This is a genomic window from Bacillus sp. AFS001701 (assembly GCF_002559405.1).
Lineage (GTDB): Bacteria > Bacillota > Bacilli > Bacillales > Bacillaceae_G > Gottfriedia.
Genome location: NZ_NTZO01000238.1, coordinates 1 through 16,298 on the forward strand (window position 1 = coordinate 1; position 16,298 = coordinate 16,298).

General features: G+C 34.1%; 12 protein-coding genes and 2 pseudogenes. 13 read left to right on the top strand and 1 reads right to left on the bottom strand.

The annotated features are described in order from the left end of the window. The 11 genes and pseudogenes from rpoN to CN514_RS16055 form a co-directional block, all read left to right on the top strand. Positions 1 to 1,016, top strand: a 1,016-nt coding sequence (gene rpoN / locus CN514_RS16005) for an RNA polymerase factor sigma-54 (protein WP_098233446.1), incomplete at its 5' end; no start/stop codon positions are given. Positions 1,017 to 1,035: 19 nt separating this feature from the next. Next, positions 1,036 to 1,269 carry a glutaredoxin family protein gene (locus tag CN514_RS16010; protein ID WP_098233469.1) on the top strand — a complete coding sequence of 78 codons (234 nt, stop codon included), beginning with the start codon at positions 1,036 to 1,038 and terminating at the stop codon, positions 1,267 to 1,269. Between the two features lie 192 nt (positions 1,270 to 1,461). Further along, positions 1,462 to 2,490, top strand: coding sequence for a sugar-binding transcriptional regulator (locus tag CN514_RS16015; RefSeq protein WP_098233447.1), 1,029 nt, complete (start codon positions 1,462 to 1,464; stop codon positions 2,488 to 2,490). 41 nt (positions 2,491 to 2,531) lie between these two features. Further along, positions 2,532 to 3,539: a type I glyceraldehyde-3-phosphate dehydrogenase gene (gene gap, locus CN514_RS16020; protein WP_097973513.1), complete on the top strand. Its 1,008-nt coding sequence runs from the start codon at positions 2,532 to 2,534 to the stop codon at positions 3,537 to 3,539. A gap of 242 nt (positions 3,540 to 3,781) precedes the next feature. Beyond that, positions 3,782 to 4,963 carry a phosphoglycerate kinase gene (locus CN514_RS16025; RefSeq protein WP_098233448.1) on the top strand — a complete coding sequence of 394 codons (1,182 nt, stop codon included), beginning with the start codon at positions 3,782 to 3,784 and terminating at the stop codon, positions 4,961 to 4,963. 79 nt (positions 4,964 to 5,042) lie between these two features. After that, the gene (gene tpiA, locus CN514_RS16030) at positions 5,043 to 5,798 is read left to right on the top strand and encodes a triose-phosphate isomerase (protein WP_098233449.1); all 756 of its coding nucleotides are present in this window, start codon (positions 5,043 to 5,045) and stop codon (positions 5,796 to 5,798) included. Continuing rightward, entirely contained in the window at positions 5,798 to 7,330 is a 1,533-nt protein-coding gene (gpmI, locus tag CN514_RS16035; RefSeq protein WP_098233450.1) for a 2,3-bisphosphoglycerate-independent phosphoglycerate mutase, read from the top strand. The genes tpiA and gpmI overlap by 1 nt, the downstream gene beginning before the upstream one ends. 64 nt (positions 7,331 to 7,394) lie before the next feature. Further along, on the top strand, positions 7,395 to 8,690 hold the full coding sequence (gene eno / locus CN514_RS16040; RefSeq protein ID WP_098233451.1) for a phosphopyruvate hydratase: 1,296 nt from the start codon (positions 7,395 to 7,397) through the stop codon (positions 8,688 to 8,690). A gap of 329 nt (positions 8,691 to 9,019) precedes the next feature. Continuing rightward, positions 9,020 to 10,267, top strand: coding sequence for an MFS transporter (locus tag CN514_RS16045; protein ID WP_098233452.1), 1,248 nt, complete (start codon positions 9,020 to 9,022; stop codon positions 10,265 to 10,267). 229 nt (positions 10,268 to 10,496) lie between these two features. Continuing rightward, a pseudogene (locus tag CN514_RS16050) lies at positions 10,497 to 12,027 on the top strand (Ppx/GppA phosphatase family protein). A 184-nt stretch (positions 12,028 to 12,211) separates the two neighbouring features. Beyond that, positions 12,212 to 14,272 (top strand): annotated as a pseudogene (locus CN514_RS16055) (RNA degradosome polyphosphate kinase). A 94-nt stretch (positions 14,273 to 14,366) separates the two neighbouring features. Here the strand turns inward: CN514_RS16055 and CN514_RS16060 are convergent. After that, the gene (locus CN514_RS16060; RefSeq protein WP_098233453.1) at positions 14,367 to 14,936 is read right to left on the bottom strand and encodes a DUF2238 domain-containing protein; all 570 of its coding nucleotides are present in this window, start codon (positions 14,934 to 14,936) and stop codon (positions 14,367 to 14,369) included. A 208-nt stretch (positions 14,937 to 15,144) separates the two neighbouring features. On the opposite strand from CN514_RS16060, the gene CN514_RS16065 reads away from it, so the two are divergent. Continuing rightward, on the top strand, positions 15,145 to 15,366 hold the full coding sequence (locus CN514_RS16065; RefSeq protein ID WP_098233454.1) for a hypothetical protein: 222 nt from the start codon (positions 15,145 to 15,147) through the stop codon (positions 15,364 to 15,366). Beyond that, entirely contained in the window at positions 15,359 to 16,288 is a 930-nt protein-coding gene (locus CN514_RS16070; RefSeq protein WP_098233455.1) for an alpha/beta fold hydrolase, read from the top strand. Before CN514_RS16065 ends, CN514_RS16070 begins: the two co-directional genes overlap by 8 nt. Positions 16,289 to 16,298: the final 10 nt, after the last annotated feature.

A 16,298-nucleotide genomic window follows, 5' to 3' on the forward strand; every position in this document is an offset into this window, starting at 1 on the left:
ATAATGAGGAATATAAAATTATTAAATATTTAATTTATAACTTAGATAAAAATGGATTTTTGATGGAATCAGATGAAGAGCTTATACATGAATTAAATATTTCTTTCGTTCAGTTACAAATCTGCATTGATACACTTCAACGTTTTGAACCCTCAGGAGTTGGAGCAAGATCGGTTAAAGAGTGCTTATTGATTCAACTAAATGGCCTTGAAGTTGATACAACAATTGCAAAACAGGTCATTAAAGATTATTTTGATCTATTTGTTAATAAAAACTGGAAAGAAATAGCGAAAAAGCTCAAGATTAGCTTGCCTGATTTACAAAAAGAAATTGACTTAATTTTAACCCTTCAGCCAAGGCCAGGTTTAAATTATTTCCAAGACCAAGTAAATTATGTAGCTCCTGATTTAACAGTTGAAAAAATAGGCGGGGAATTTGTTGTACTAATTAATGATAAAATTATGCCGCGTTTAAAAGTACTTAATGAATATTCTTCAATTTTAAATGGTCAACATGAGAAGGAAGTTTCAACTTATTTAAAGGATAAAAATACGCAAGTTAACTGGCTAATGAAAAGTTTGGAAGAACGAAAATCAACGATGTTAGCAGTAATGAATTGTATTCTTAGAAAGCAAATTGCTTTTTTTGAAAAAGGTCCTGCAAATTTAAAAACTCTTACTTTAAGAGAGATAGCGGAAGAACTTTCACTACATGAATCAACAATTAGCCGAACTTGTAAAAACAAATATGTACAGACGCCGTTTGGTTTGTATGAAATGAAGAAATTCTTCCATCAAGGTGTAAGTGTGGACGGCGAGGAGCTTGCATCAACGAGTGTACAGGTATTCATCAAACAGCTAGTAGATAAAGAAAACAAAGAAAAACCATTATCAGATCAAAAGCTAGTTGAATTATTAGCTGAAAAACATGGCGTGGAAATCTCTAGAAGAACTGTAGCAAAATATAGAGATATACTTAGAATTCCTGGTTCATCAAAACGAAAGCGCTTTAGTTAAAAAGGAGAATGGGATGTCGATTAAGTTAACATTATTTACAAAAGAAAATTGTGGGCTATGCGAAGAAGCAAAAGATGCAATTCGTTTGGTCCAATCTGAATATGAAATTGAAGTAAATGAAATTGATATATATTCTGATGATGCATTATTAGAAGAATATCAACTAATGATTCCTGTTATTCAAATGAATGGGGAAACTGTTGCATACGGTAAAATTCATAAGATTGACATATTAAATGCCATAAATGGGTAGTTATCAGTTGAAAGAAATGAATGACCCTGTTACAATATAAATGTAGCAGGGTTATTTCACTTCTGGAGTAAATCTTGTTCAAAAAAACAACGTTGCAAAACGCTGTAATTTTTTTAAAACAAGTGGGACATAATATGTCATAGTGGGACACATTTGGACCCAGATGAATACTCTGTGAAAGAGGAGATGAAAATGAACCATATTTTAAAGCTACAACAAAAATTATTACCTGATCTAATTCCGGTTATCCAAAAGAGATTTCAGATCCTACAATATATACGAATTATGCAGCCGATCGGTCGAAGGAATTTGTCTGCTAGCGTAGGATTAACAGAAAGAGTACTTAGATCAGAAGTGGCCTTATTAAAAGAGCAAAGGCTGATTAATGTCGCATCTTCTGGCATGACATTAACGGATGAAGGACTAAGCTTGCTTCTAGACCTAGAAGAACCAATGCGTGAACTATTCGGTTTGAAAAATATTGAAGACTTGCTTAAGGAAACATTTAACCTTAAAGAAGTAATCGTTGTTTCTGGCGATAGTGATGAACTGGAATGGGTAAAAAAGGAGATGGGTCGAGCGGCTGTTGGCTGTATAAACCAAAGGCTAGAAACAAATAATATTGTTGCTGTTACTGGTGGTTCCACTTTAGCTGCCGTAGCTGAAATGATGGACGATGACTCGAAAGATCTAAATACTTTATTTGTACCAGCGCGAGGCGGTTTAGGTGAAGAAGTAAGAAATCAAGCAAATACGATTTGTGCAAAAATGGCTGAAATGGCAAAAGGTAATTATCGATTACTTCACTTGCCAGATGAACTTAGTGAAGAAGCCTATGTAACTATGATGGAAGAACCGAGAGTAAAAGAGGTTCTAAATTTAATTCGATCTTCTTCAATTGTCGTTCATGGCATTGGAGATGCATTTACGATGGCAAAACGAAGACAATCTTCATCAGAACAGTTAGAAATCTTAACTGAATCTGAAGCTGTAGGAGAGGCATTTGGCTATTACTTTAATGAAAATGGTGAAGTTGTATACAGAGTAAGAACAATTGGTTTACAACTGAATGAATTAGAGAGGATACCTTATGTACTGGGAGTAGCTGGAGGATCCTCTAAAGCAAAAGCAATGGCTTCTTTCTTAAAGAAAGGTCATGTAAACATCCTCGTCACAGACGAAGGAGCAGCAAAAGAGTTAATTAAAGGATGTACCCTTTAAAATAAAAAAAGCTTCTACCTATTAAAAGGAGGAAATTAAAAATGGCAACTAAAATTGGTATTAATGGATTTGGACGTATCGGACGTATGGTTTTCCGCGCAGCTTTAAACAACCCAAACGTAGAGGTTGTAGCAATCAATGACTTAACAGATGCTAAAACTTTAGCTCACTTATTAAAATATGATTCAGTTCACGGTTCAGTAAACGCTGAAGTAGCAGTTAATGGCGATTCAATCGTTGTAAACGGAAGCGAAATTAAAGTAATTGCTGAGCGTGACCCAGCAGTTTTACCTTGGAGCGATTACGGAGTAGAAGTTGTAGTAGAATCTACTGGTCGTTTCACAGATAAAAAAGATGCTGAAAAACACTTAGGTGGATCAGTTAAAAAAGTAATCATCTCTGCACCAGCTTCTAATGAAGATATCACGATCGTAATGGGTGTAAATGATGACAAATACGATGCAGCTAGCCACAATGTAATTTCTAATGCTTCTTGTACTACTAACTGTTTAGCTCCATTTGCTAAAGTATTAGACGAAAAATTCGGTATCAAACGTGGTATGATGACAACTGTTCACTCTTACACAAATGACCAACAAATTCTAGATTTACCACACAAAGATTTACGTCGTGCACGTGCTGCTGCAATGAGCATGATTCCAACAACTACTGGTGCTGCTAAAGCAGTTTCATTAGTATTACCTCAATTAAAAGGTAAATTAAACGGTGGTGCTGTACGTGTACCAACTGCTAACGTATCTTTAGTTGATTTAGTAGTAGAATTAAATGCTGAAGTTACTGCTGAAGAAGTAAATGCTGCATTTAAAGCTGCTTCTGAAGGCGAATTAAAAGGTATCTTAGGATACTCTGAAGAGCCATTAGTATCAATCGACTATAACGGTTGCACAAACTCATCTACAATCGATGCATTATCTACAATGACTATGGAAGGCAACATGGTTAAAATCCTTTCTTGGTACGATAATGAAACTGGTTACTCAACTCGTGTAGTTGACTTAGTAGCTCACATCGCTTCAAAAGGTCTATAATTTTAATAAAAATTAATATGAGGGCGAGGGGATTTTCCTCCCCTCTTTTGTTTGAAAAAATCCTCTTTTGTCACTAATCCAACACAATATTAAAAAATACTCTAGAAATAAATTCCAATTGTTATACATAATCTGTTAAAATTGCGGTGACAATATCACAGAATAGATACGACTTTGTATGAGACGGATCGACCAGTGGAATTGAACATGGATGAATAAAAACAGTACTGGAGGCACCTACTATGAACAAAAAGTCTTTACATGACATTGATGTAAAAGGGAAACGCGTATTTTGCCGTGTAGATTTTAACGTACCAATGGCAAATGGTGAAGTAACAGATGATACTCGTATTCGTGCTGCTCTTCCTACGATTCAGTATTTAATAGAAAACGGAGCAAAAGTTATTTTAGCATCTCACTTAGGACGTCCAAAAGGACAAGTAAATGAAGACATGCGTTTAAATGCTGTTGCTACACGTTTAAGTGAAAAATTAGGTAAAAACGTTATTAAAGCTGATGAAGCATACGGACCTAAAGTTCAAGAAGAAATCAGCAAAATGAACGAAGGCGATGTTTTATTATTAGAAAACGTTCGTTTCTACCCAGGCGAAGAGAAAAATGATGAAGCTCTAGCAAAAGAATTTGCTTCATTAGCTGATGTATATGTAAACGATGCTTTTGGTGCTGCACACCGTGCACATGCTACAACTGCTGGTATTGCAAAACATATCCCAGCTGTAGCAGGCTTCTTAATGGAAAAAGAAATAAATGTTTTAGGTAAAGCACTTTCTAATCCAGAGCGCCCATTTACAGCTATTATCGGTGGAGCGAAAGTTCGAGATAAAATTGGCGTAATTGAAAACTTATTAGAAAAAGTAGATAACTTAATTATTGGTGGCGGACTAGCTTATACTTTCTTAAAAGCTAAAGGCTATGAAATCGGTAAATCTCTTTTAGAAGAAGATAAGATTGATTTAGCAAATGAATTTATGCAAAAAGCAGAAACTAAAGGTGTTAAATTCTATATGCCAATTGATGCAATTATTGCTGACAAATTTGGTGAAGATGCTAATACTCAAGAAGTTGATATAGATAGCATTCCTGCAGATTGGGAAGCTCTTGATATTGGACCAAAAACAACTGCTCTATATGCAGATGTTATTAAAAGCTCTAAATTAGTCATTTGGAATGGACCTATGGGTGTATTTGAAATTGATAAATTTGCACAGGGCACTAAAGGTGTAGCACAAGCATTAGCGGATTCTGATGCATACTCAATTATCGGTGGCGGAGATTCAGCAGCTGCTGCTGAAAAATTCGGCTTAGCAGATAAAATGAGCCATATTTCGACTGGTGGCGGTGCTTCATTAGAATTTATGGAAGGTAAAGAACTTCCTGGAGTTGCATTATTAAACGATAAATAAGTCTTATAGCTTTACAATATTTAGTATTTGAAATAGAGTAAGATGTTATGTCTTACCAATTGTTAGGAAGGTGTTTCTCATGCGTAAACCAATTATCGCAGGTAACTGGAAAATGAATAAGACGCTTAACGAAGCAATGACATTCGTTGAGGAAGTAAAAAATAGCATTCCATCATCTGATAAAGTAGATTCAGCAGTTTGTGCTCCTGCATTATTTATTGCACCTATGTTATACGGTGTAAAAGGAACTGAATTAAAAATTGGTTCTCAAAATGTAAGTAATCAAGATAGTGGAGCTTATACTGGAGAAATTAGCCCAGTAGCACTTAAAGATTTAGGCGTAACTTATGCGATTATCGGACATTCTGAGCGTCGTGAATATTATGGCGAAACAGATGAGTTTATTAATAGTAAAACAAAAAAAGCTTTCGAACATGGTCTTACACCAATTCTTTGCTGTGGCGAAACGCTTGAAGAACGTGAAGGCGGTAAATTTGAGGAAGTTATTAGTACTCAATTAACTGCTAATCTTGCAGGTCTAACAGATGAGCAAGTAAAGAATTTAGTCATTGCATATGAACCAATTTGGGCAATTGGAACAGGTAAATCTGCTACAGAAAAAGATGCACAAGATTCATGTAAATTTGTTCGTGATGTTGTAGCTAGCCTTTATGATGAAACTGTTGCAGAATCTGTACGTGTACAATACGGCGGCAGTGTAAAGCCTGAAAACATTAAAGAATATATGGCTCAACCTGATATTGACGGTGCGTTAGTAGGTGGAGCAAGTTTAGAACCAGCTTCTTTCCTTGCATTATTGGAGGCTGTTAAGTAATGAGTAAACAACCAGTAGCGTTAATTATCCTAGATGGATTTGGTTTGCGCGACGAAACATTTGGAAATGCTGTTGCACAAGCGAAGAAACCAAATTATGATAGATATTGGAATAAATATCCTCACGCACAATTAACGGCTAGCGGTGAAGCAGTTGGTTTACCTGAAGGACAAATGGGTAATTCTGAAGTTGGTCATTTAAACATCGGAGCGGGACGAATTGTTTATCAAAGCTTAACGCGTGTAAACAAGGCAATTCGTGAAGGCGAATTCGAAAAAAATGATACATTCATCGATGCAATTAAAAGTGCAAAAGAAAAAGATAAAGCATTACATATTTTCGGTCTACTGTCTGATGGTGGTATTCACAGCCATATTAATCACATGTTTGCTTTATTAAAATTAGCTGCTGAAGAAGGCATGAAAAAGGTATATGTACATGCATTCCTTGATGGACGAGATGTTGGTCCAACTACAGCAAAAAAATATATCGATCAAGCAGAAGCAATGTTTAAAGAATTTGGTGTCGGAGAATTTGCAACAATTTCTGGCCGTTATTATTCCATGGACCGTGACAAACGTTGGGATCGTGTAGAAAAATGCTATTGCGCAATGGTATATGGAGAAGGGCCAACTTATACAAGTCCGTATGAATTAATTGAAGATTCGTATGCGAACGGTATCCATGATGAATTCGTATTACCTTCTGTAATGGTAAAAGAAGATGGAACTCCAGTTGCAACAATAAGTGATGATGATTCAATCATCTTCTACAACTTCCGACCTGACCGTGCAATTCAAATTTCAAATGTATTTACAAACGATGATTTCCGTGACTTTGATCGTGGAAGTAAGTTCCCGAAAAATGTTCATTTCGTTTGTTTAACACATTTTAGCGAAACAGTACAAGGCTATGTTGCATTTAAACCAACTAATTTGGATAACACATTAGGTGAAGTACTTGCTCAAAATAATTTGAATCAATTACGAATTGCTGAAACGGAAAAGTATCCACACGTTACATTTTTCTTTAGTGGAGGCCGTGAAGCACAATTCCCAGGTGAAGAACGTATTTTGATTAACTCGCCAAAAGTAGCAACTTACGATCTGCAACCTGAAATGAGTGCTTATGAAGTGAAGGATGCATTACTTAAAGAGATTGCTGCAGACAAGCATGATGTTATCATCTTGAACTTTGCAAATCCAGATATGGTAGGACATTCAGGAAAACTTGAGCCGACAATTAAAGCAATTGAAGCGGTTGATGAATGTTTAGGAGAAGTAGTTGATGCAATTCTAGCTAAAGGCGGGAAAGCGATCATTACTGCTGACCATGGAAATGCTGATGAGGAAATTACACCTGAGGGTGAACCTATGACAGCTCACACGACTAATCCTGTACCAGTTATTGTTACTGAAGAAGGTATTACGTTACGTGAAGATGGTATTTTAGGTGATTTAGCTCCAACTGTTCTTGATTTATTAAAAGTAGAACAACCAAAAGAAATGACTGGTAAATCACTTATTAAATAAGTGAACAGTTAATATAAAAAGTTTTTAATTATGCGTATAACGCAACAAAAGGAGAGATTTTATTATGTCAATGATTATTGATGTTTATGCTCGCGAAGTATTAGATTCTCGTGGTAACCCTACTGTTGAAGTAGAAGTTTATACAGAAGATGGTGGCTTTGGCCGTGCACTAGTACCAAGTGGTGCTTCAACTGGTGAATATGAAGCTGTTGAATTACGTGATGGAGACAAATCTCGTTACCTTGGTAAAGGTGTTGAGAAAGCTGTAGCTAACGTTAATGATGTTTTAGCTGAAGAAATCGTAGGATTCGAAGTAACTGATCAAGTTTCAATCGACCGTCGTATGATTGAGCTAGATGGTACTGAAAACAAAGGTAAATTAGGTGCTAACGCAATCCTAGGTGTATCTATGGCAGTAGCTCGTGCAGCAGCTGATGAATTAGGTTTACCATTATACCAATACCTTGGTGGATTTAATGCGAAACAACTACCAGTTCCAATGATGAACATCATCAACGGTGGTTCTCATGCTGATAATAACGTAGACTTCCAAGAATTCATGATCTTACCTGTAGGTGCTGAAAGCTTTAAAGAAGCAATTCGTATGGGTACTGAAATTTTCCACAACCTTAAAGCTGTATTACATGACAAAGGCTTAAACACAGCTGTAGGTGACGAAGGTGGATTCGCCCCAAACCTTGGTTCAAACCGTGAAGCTCTAGAAGTAATCATGGAAGCAATTGATAAAGCTGGTTATAAAGCTGGAGAGCAAGTATTCTTAGGAATGGACGTTGCTTCTTCTGAATTCTTTAACAAAGAAACTGGTAAATACGATCTTGCAGGTGAAGGACGCACTGGTGTATCTTCTGCTGAAATGGTTGATTTCTACGAGCAACTTTGCAATGATTTCCCAATCCTTTCAATTGAAGATGGTTTAGATGAAAATGACTGGGATGGTCACAAATTATTAACAGAACGTTTAGGTAGCCGAGTACAATTAGTAGGGGACGATTTATTCGTTACAAACACTAAAAAATTAGCAGAAGGTATTGAAAAAGGTATCGCAAACTCAATCCTTATCAAAGTTAATCAAATCGGTACATTAACTGAAACTTTCGATGCAATCGAAATGGCTAAACGTGCAGGTTACACAGCAGTAGTTTCTCACCGTTCTGGTGAAACTGAAGATAGCACAATCGCTGATATCGCAGTTGCTACAAATGCTGGTCAAATTAAAACAGGTTCTGCTTCTCGTACAGATCGTATCGCTAAATACAACCAATTATTACGTATTCAAGACGAGTTAGGCGAAAGTGCAGTATACCAAGGCTTAAAATCTTTCTACAACTTAAGAAAATAATTTAATCAAAACTAAGTGCATTAACAAAAAAACATAATCCATTATAGACACGTTAAAAAGAGAAGGATCGTCACCTTCTCTTTTTTTTTTGCATTAAAATACATAAATTTAGTAGTTAAGAAAATTTCATTGAACAGTTTCAATGACATTTTTTAACTGCGGATAAATAAAATAATATAAAAAAACAGATTGATTATTAAAGGATTTTAATGTTAATATAAGAATATACGTTCTTAATAACTAGGAACGTAGGTTCCTATCTTGGCGATATACTGTAAATTTTTTATACAATTTTTGATATCAAGAAATTTAAATAAGAGGAGGAAAAAATGACGATAACTACTTCAACACCTTCAAATCCTTCAATGGCTTCCTTGCTAAAAAACCGCTTTATCCAGACGATTCTTACAGCAGGTTTGTTTATCCAAGTCGGAATTTGGATTCGTAATTTTGCAATTTTATTATTTGTTGTTGAAAAGACGAATGGTGATGCTACAGCCGTGTCACTTATTTCAGTTGCTGAATTTGCACCTATTTTTATCTTTTCATTTATCGGTGGTACTTTTGCGGATCGTTGGAAACCAAAGCGTACAATGATTTGGTGTGATCTGTTAAGTGCGGCTTCAATTTTTGTTATACTTCTAGCACTAATGTATGGGACTTGGAAGTTCGTATTTTTTGCAACATTGGTTTCAGCGATTTTGTCACAGTTTTCACAGCCATCTAATATGAAGTTATTTAAGGTTCATGTACCAATGGAGCAAATGCAAGCTGGTATGTCCCTATTCCAAACAATGATGGCAATCTTTATGATTTTAGGTCCTGTATTAGGAACATTTGTATTTCAACAGGCAGGAATGTTTGTATCGATGAGCATAGTAGGTATTGCTTTTCTTTTATCAGCTCTAGTATTAACAAAGTTACCTAAAGATCAGGAAGAGGAAAAAGTTGATCAAGCTTCTTCTTTATGGGAAGAGATGAAACTAGGATTTCAATATGTTTGGACAAGGAAAATTCTTGTCCTTTTAGGCGGGGTTTTTGCAGCAGCCGGACTAGGCATCGGTTTTATTCATCCATTAGCAATTTTTCTAGTTACTGAACGATTAGGACTAGATAAAGATTATTTACAATGGTTATTCGCAGCAAATGGTGCGGCTATGATTATTGGGGGTGGCCTGATTATGGTAATTTCTAATAAACTGGCACCGCATGTTTTATTATTGATCGGTATGGCTGTCAATGCTATCGGGATTTTTGTAATAGGTTGGTCCCAATTATTCTGGCTTACACTATTAGCCGAGTTCTTTATAGGGCTATTTATGCCTGCACTTCATATTGGAATTAATACAATTATCTTGAAAAATACGGATGAAAAGTTTGTAGGTAGAGTGAATGGGATATTAACACCATTATTTATGGGCTCTATGGTCATTACAATGAGCTTATCAGGCGTTTTAAAAGAACAATTTTCTTTATTTACTATTTATCAACTTTCAGCGATACTATTCATCATAGGAATATTAATTATGGTTCCGATGTTCAAGATGAAAAAAGTGGTAGTTGAAGAAAAATCATAAAAGTAAACCAATTTATAAAACCTGATTACTCTGTTAAAGATAGTCAGGTTTTTTGTTCAATGTAAAAAAGCATCTTAAAGCGGTGAAGTAGGCCTCTTTATGTAAAAAATTCATTTTTTAAATATGCCAAAAGTACCTTTTCACAAAGGGAAGGTTATTACTTACCTATATATTGATATAATGGAAGAACCAAATAGTCTACTAATTATTGAGATAAAGGGTGAAAAACATGAAGGAGAAATACGGCATCATTGACATTGGTTCAAATACAATAAGACTTGTTATATATGAACAAAGTAAAAGTAGTCGAATAAAAGAAGTTTAGAATATTAAAACTGTAGCTCGGTTACGGAAGTATTTAAATGATGAAGAATTCTTGGATACTGGGGGGAAGAAAGTACTACTTGATACCCTTCGAATGTTTCAAGAAATCACTCGTTATCATAAAATTAGTGAAATAAAATGTGTAGCAACTGCGACAATTAGGCAAGCAGTTAATCAAGATGAGATTTATCAACTAGTTTCTGAAAATACTGATTTTACATTACGCGTTTTATCTGGGTATGAAGAAGCATACTATGGATTTCTTGCTGTTGAAATTCTACTCCAATACGAGAGGGAATTACAATTGATATTGGTGGAGGTAGTACAGAGGTAAGATATTTTAAGAACCGTGAAATGATCCATTTTCATAGTTTTCCATTTGGAGCATTATCCTTAAAGCAAGACTTTATATCAAGTAATATTCCAACTGCTGAAGAAATGAAACAACTTACTCAATTTATACAAAAAGAATTTGAATCTTTAGATTGGATCAGAGAAAAGCAAGTTCCGATTGTTGCAATAGGAGGAAGTGCACGGAATGTAGTGCAAATACATCAAAGCTTAGTTAATTATCCGATTTCAGGTATTCATCAATATGAGATGAATTTTGAAGAAATAAACTATATAAAAAAACACCTCTTATCATTAGAGTTTGATCATATTTTACGAACTGAGGGTCTATCAAAAGATCGTGCTGATATCATTCTTCCTGCAATTAGGTCTTTAAAGAGCTTTATTCATTTGTTAATGCAAAGAGCTTTATATTAAGTAATAAAGGTTTAAGAGACGGGATTTTTTTGGAAGAGTTTGTATTAAACGGAGAAAAGTTACTTCCTAATGTAGTAGACAAAAGTTTTGGTGATTTAGAGAAAGACTATGAAGTAAATATAAATCACGTAAATCATGTTAAGGTTTTAGTAAACCAATTAGTCGAGCAAATTAATTTAAACGATCTAAATCAAATAAAGTCTGAAGATATATTACATCTAAATCTAGGAGAACGCGTCTATAATATTGGACAATACATAGACGAAGAATCGAGTAGTCAGCATACATTCTATTTATTATCTAATCGTACAATTGAAGGATTGAGCCACAAAGATCGCTTAAAAGTAGCGTTAATAGCTTCATATAAGAATAAAAATAGCTTTAAACAATATGTTAAACCGTTTCTTGAATGGTTTACAGCGGATGAACTAAAAAAACTACGCTTTTTAGGAATTCTTTTAAAGTTTGCTAATAGTCTAAACGCATCGAAAAGAGAAGTAGTAAAGAGAATAGAGCTTAAAATAAACGATGATGATCTGATTTTACAGCTTAACTGTATTGAGGATGCAACAGTTGAAGAAATTGAATCTGAGAAACATAAGAAACAATTAGAAAAATTATTTAATAAATCAATATATTTCTATTTTGAAAAGCACATATCTGAGTAATCAGATTGTGCTTTTTTATTTTAATTAAAAATTGTTAGTAATTAACATTTTTTTCATATCTTTACAATTTATTAACATAGCGTTAATAATAGGTAAATTTTAATTTTGTAGGATTATGGTGTAGATATTAATTAAAAAATAAAGAGATCGTATTTCTAGAAAATGTTCAAAAAGGGTGTAATTGATGATAGCGACAAAAGAGTATAGTGGTAGAAATATAGAGTTAGAAGATCCACAATATTATAATAATCGAGAATTAAGTTGGCTAGCGTTTAATGAACGTGTTTTAGAAGAGGCAGTGGACGAAACTAATCCTCTGCTTGAACGTTTGAAATATTTGGCAATATTTAGTTCGAATTTAGATGAGTTTTTTATGGTACGCGTTGCTGGATTAAAGGATCAAGTGGAAGCTGGTTTTAATTAACCAGAAAATAAGGCTGGTTTAACACCAAAAGTACAACTTTAACAATTATCAACAGCTGGACATGCACTAGTGAATTTACAATATAAAACTTTCCGAGAAACATTAATACCAAAGTTAAAGCAAGAGAATGTTCATCTTGTAAAATATCATGAACTTAGTGATCGACAAAAAAACTATTTAGAAAAATATTTTGAAGAGCAAGTTCTTCCTGTTCTAACACCTATGGCAATTGATGCTTATAGACCTTTTCCAATGCTATTAAATAAAAGTTTAAATTTAGCTGTTTATTTAGAAGATTTGACTGAAGAAGAAGAGAAGCGTAATAAATTTGCGATTGTACAAGTACCTTCTTTATTAAAAAGATTTATATCAATACCTACACTTGATGAAAAGCATTGTTATATTTTATTGGAAGATGCAATTACTGCATACATACATCTTTTGTTTCGTGGTTTGATCGTACGAGAAGTAGCGCAGTTTCGAATTACTAGAAATGCTGATTTGACGATTCACGAAGAAGGGGCTAGAGACTTACTTCTTGAAATAGAAAAAGAGTTAAAAAAACGTAAATGGGGTTCCGCGATTCGACTTGAAATTGGACCACCAGGCGCAAGCGAATATATTCTAAATTACTTATTAGAGAAGCTTGACGTACATGGAAAAGATATATATGAGCTTAAAGGTCCTTTAGATTTAACATTTTTATTTAGTTTTTATAAGGAACTAGAAAAGTATAAAGAGGATCTAGTGTATGAAACATTAATCCCACAGCCTCCACATGACCTTGAATCCGATGAGGATATATTCGACAAAATAATGGAACAAGATATATTGCTTCATCATCCATATGAATCATTTGAACCGGTATTGGATTTTGTCTTAGATGCAGCAAATGTTCCAGACGTCTTAGCAATTAAACAAACTTTGTATCGAGTAAGTGGTGATTCCCCAATTATCGAGGGATTAAAGCGTGCAGCGGAAAATGGTAAACAAGTAACTGTTCTTGTAGAGTTGAAAGCTCGTTTTGACGAAGAAAACAATGTACATTGGGCAAAAGAATTAGAAAAAGCGGGCTGCCATGTTATTTATGGAATGACTCATTTAAAAACGCATAGTAAAATCACACTTGTTGTTCGTAAAAAGAATGGAAGAATAGAGAGATTTGTCCATGTGGGTACTGGTAACTATAACGATGCAACTGCAAAAATTTATACAGATATGGGACTAATGACTGCTAATCGACAAATCGGAATAGATGCTACTAATTTTTTTAACTTCTTAAGTGGGTTTATGGAAAAGCCTGACTTTAGGCATTTATCTGTCGCTCCGTATAGTATTCGTCATGACTTTATTCGAATGATTGAGGAGGAAATTGCTTTTCATAAGCAGTATGGAAATGGCCGAATAATCGCCAAAATGAATTCTTTAACAGATAAGCAAATTATTATGAAGCTATATGAAGCATCTAAAGCTGGAGTAAAGATTGACTTAATTGTTCGCGGAACTTGCTGCTTGCGACCTCAAATAAAAGGTGTCAGCGAAAATATTCGTGTCATTAGTATCGTTGGGCGATTTTTAGAGCATAGTCGAATCTATTATTTTTATCATAATGGAGAACAGAAAATCTTTTTATCATCTGCTGATTTAATGACACGTAATATGGAAAAACGAGTTGAAATCTTTTTCCCGATATTCGCTGATCATTTAAAAAAGCGAATTATGAGTATCTTACTTATGATGCTCTTCGATACTGCAAAAGCACGTGAGCAAGATGAAAATGGCGTATATCATTATGTAACAAGTACTGGAAAAGAGGAATAGAATTGTTTAATTTGGCATACAATGTGTGGGATGATGAAGAATAATGAAGAAAAGAGAAGGTTTTTTGTCCTTCTCTTTTTTTATATATTTCATTTTAATTATTATTTTTTTTCGACCCTCTAGCAAACCCAAATGCGATAATGAGTGCTCCAATCGAGTCTGCAATTATATCTGTCATTGTATCAAAATTACCTCCGCCTTGCGTATTAGTTCCAAAAAATTGGTCGCTACTGAACTCCCAAATTTCCCATATGGCTCCACAAAATACTCCAAATGAAAAAACAAATAGAAAAATGAATCCAGAGGACATTTCACTCCGAGACTGTTTGGTTGTCAATTTTCCCATTAAATCAATTGCTAAAAAGGCGACTAGCGTACCACTTAGAAAATGTAAAAACGTATCCCACCAGCCTAAACTATAAAATCTAAGCATTGAACCAAGACATAGGGACCCTATTAAAAAAGCAAAATAAGAGAGAATAAACGGAAATGCAAATCGAATATTAAAAAACTTATCTAATATGAGCGGCACGAGTGCACAAGCGAAGCCACCTAGAGCGATTGGATACCGATAAGAATCGTCTCTCATGAAAAAGATGACGAACAAGACAAGCATTACAATTGCAAAGACAATGCTTAAAATTGTTTGAATGCCTCTTTTCATTTCGAATCCCCCATTCATTCTGTTTTTAACTCAATTCAAACATCAATACAAAAACATGCTTAGTTTAAATCCCTAAAATTAGCTTAAATTTTGACATAAAAAGTTCATCAAATTGATGAAAAATTGTTAAAAATTAACCTATAGAATAAGGAAATTTGAATTAGTATTGAATTAAGGATAGAAGTGGCAATTAGTTGGGAGGATAATTATGAACTTTTTCGCATACTTAAAAGATTATATTTGGTATACTATTAAAACATATTTACTTCCATTTATTATTGTTATTCTTTCAATAGTAATTGTTTTTTGGAGATTATTAGGTGATGAATTTACAGTTAAATACATACGATTAGAAATAATCTATTTCACTTGTTTTTTCTTATTAGTATCTTTTACAACATATGAGATGAAGGGGCATAAAAATGAATAATTGGGAAGGATTAATTTCGGCGAAGGATCGAACAAAAATCTATTTGCGAAAATATATTCCTGCTGAACCAATTGCTGTGATTCAAATTGTACATGGAATGGCAGAGCATGGTGGAGCTTATGATAAATTTATAGAATATTTAGTTCATAATCAGTTTGCAGTTTTTATCCATGATCAAAGAGGTCACGGGAAAACAGCTGCGATTGAAGATGATCTAGGTTTTTTTGGTGAAGAAATTGGCTGGGATGAAGTTGCTAAAGATATCATATTTATAAGTAAGATGATTAGAAAAGAAATAAAAGATATCCCTTTAATTCTATTTGGACACAGTATGGGATCTTATTTGAGCAGACGAGTAGTTCAATTAAATGGAGGACTATACGATGGGCTAATTATTTCTGGAACTGGATATGATCCAGGAATACTAAGAAAATTAGGCGTCTTTATTTCAAGCGCAGAGGCATTTTTGATTGGTGCCAATAAGAGAAGTAAAATTTTAGACTTTTTAACTTTTGGAAACTTCAATAATCATTTTAAGTTTCCTAAAACAAAGTATGATTGGTTAACAAGAGATGAAGCTGAGATTGATCGCTATATAAAAGATCCATTTTGTGGTTTTATTTGTTCTTCAAGTTATTATCGCGAACTGTTGAAAGGGATCGGAATTATACATCGTAAAGAGGAAATAAAGAAGACACCACCTTCATTACCAATTTATATTTTTTCTGGAGATAAAGATCCAGTTGGTCAAAATGGTGACGGTGTAAAGAAGGTTTATGGGCTATATAAAGATATTGGATGTACAAATGTAAAGTTGAAATTATATGAAGAAGGTCGCCATGAGATGCTTCATGAAACAAATAAAGATGAAGTGCATCAAGATGTAAAAACTTGGATAGAAGAAACAATCTTAAATCATTAAATAAGTGTTG

Excerpts from the sequence above, each read along its gene's own strand:
- CN514_RS16065 (WP_098233454.1), top strand. The coding sequence starts at position 15,145 with ATGAACTTTTTCGCATACTTAAAAGATTATATTTGGTATACTATTAAA.
- CN514_RS16045 (WP_098233452.1), top strand. The coding sequence starts at position 9,020 with ATGACGATAACTACTTCAACACCTTCAAATCCTTCAATGGCTTCCTTG.
- CN514_RS16015 (WP_098233447.1), top strand. The coding sequence starts at position 1,462 with ATGAACCATATTTTAAAGCTACAACAAAAATTATTACCTGATCTAATT.
- gap (WP_097973513.1), top strand. The coding sequence starts at position 2,532 with ATGGCAACTAAAATTGGTATTAATGGATTTGGACGTATCGGACGTATG.
- CN514_RS16070 (WP_098233455.1), top strand. The coding sequence starts at position 15,359 with ATGAATAATTGGGAAGGATTAATTTCGGCGAAGGATCGAACAAAAATC.
- gpmI (WP_098233450.1), top strand. The coding sequence starts at position 5,798 with ATGAGTAAACAACCAGTAGCGTTAATTATCCTAGATGGATTTGGTTTG.
- tpiA (WP_098233449.1), top strand. The coding sequence starts at position 5,043 with ATGCGTAAACCAATTATCGCAGGTAACTGGAAAATGAATAAGACGCTT.
- CN514_RS16025 (WP_098233448.1), top strand. The coding sequence starts at position 3,782 with ATGAACAAAAAGTCTTTACATGACATTGATGTAAAAGGGAAACGCGTA.
- eno (WP_098233451.1), top strand. The coding sequence starts at position 7,395 with ATGTCAATGATTATTGATGTTTATGCTCGCGAAGTATTAGATTCTCGT.
- CN514_RS16060 (WP_098233453.1), bottom strand. The coding sequence starts at position 14,936 with ATGAAAAGAGGCATTCAAACAATTTTAAGCATTGTCTTTGCAATTGTA.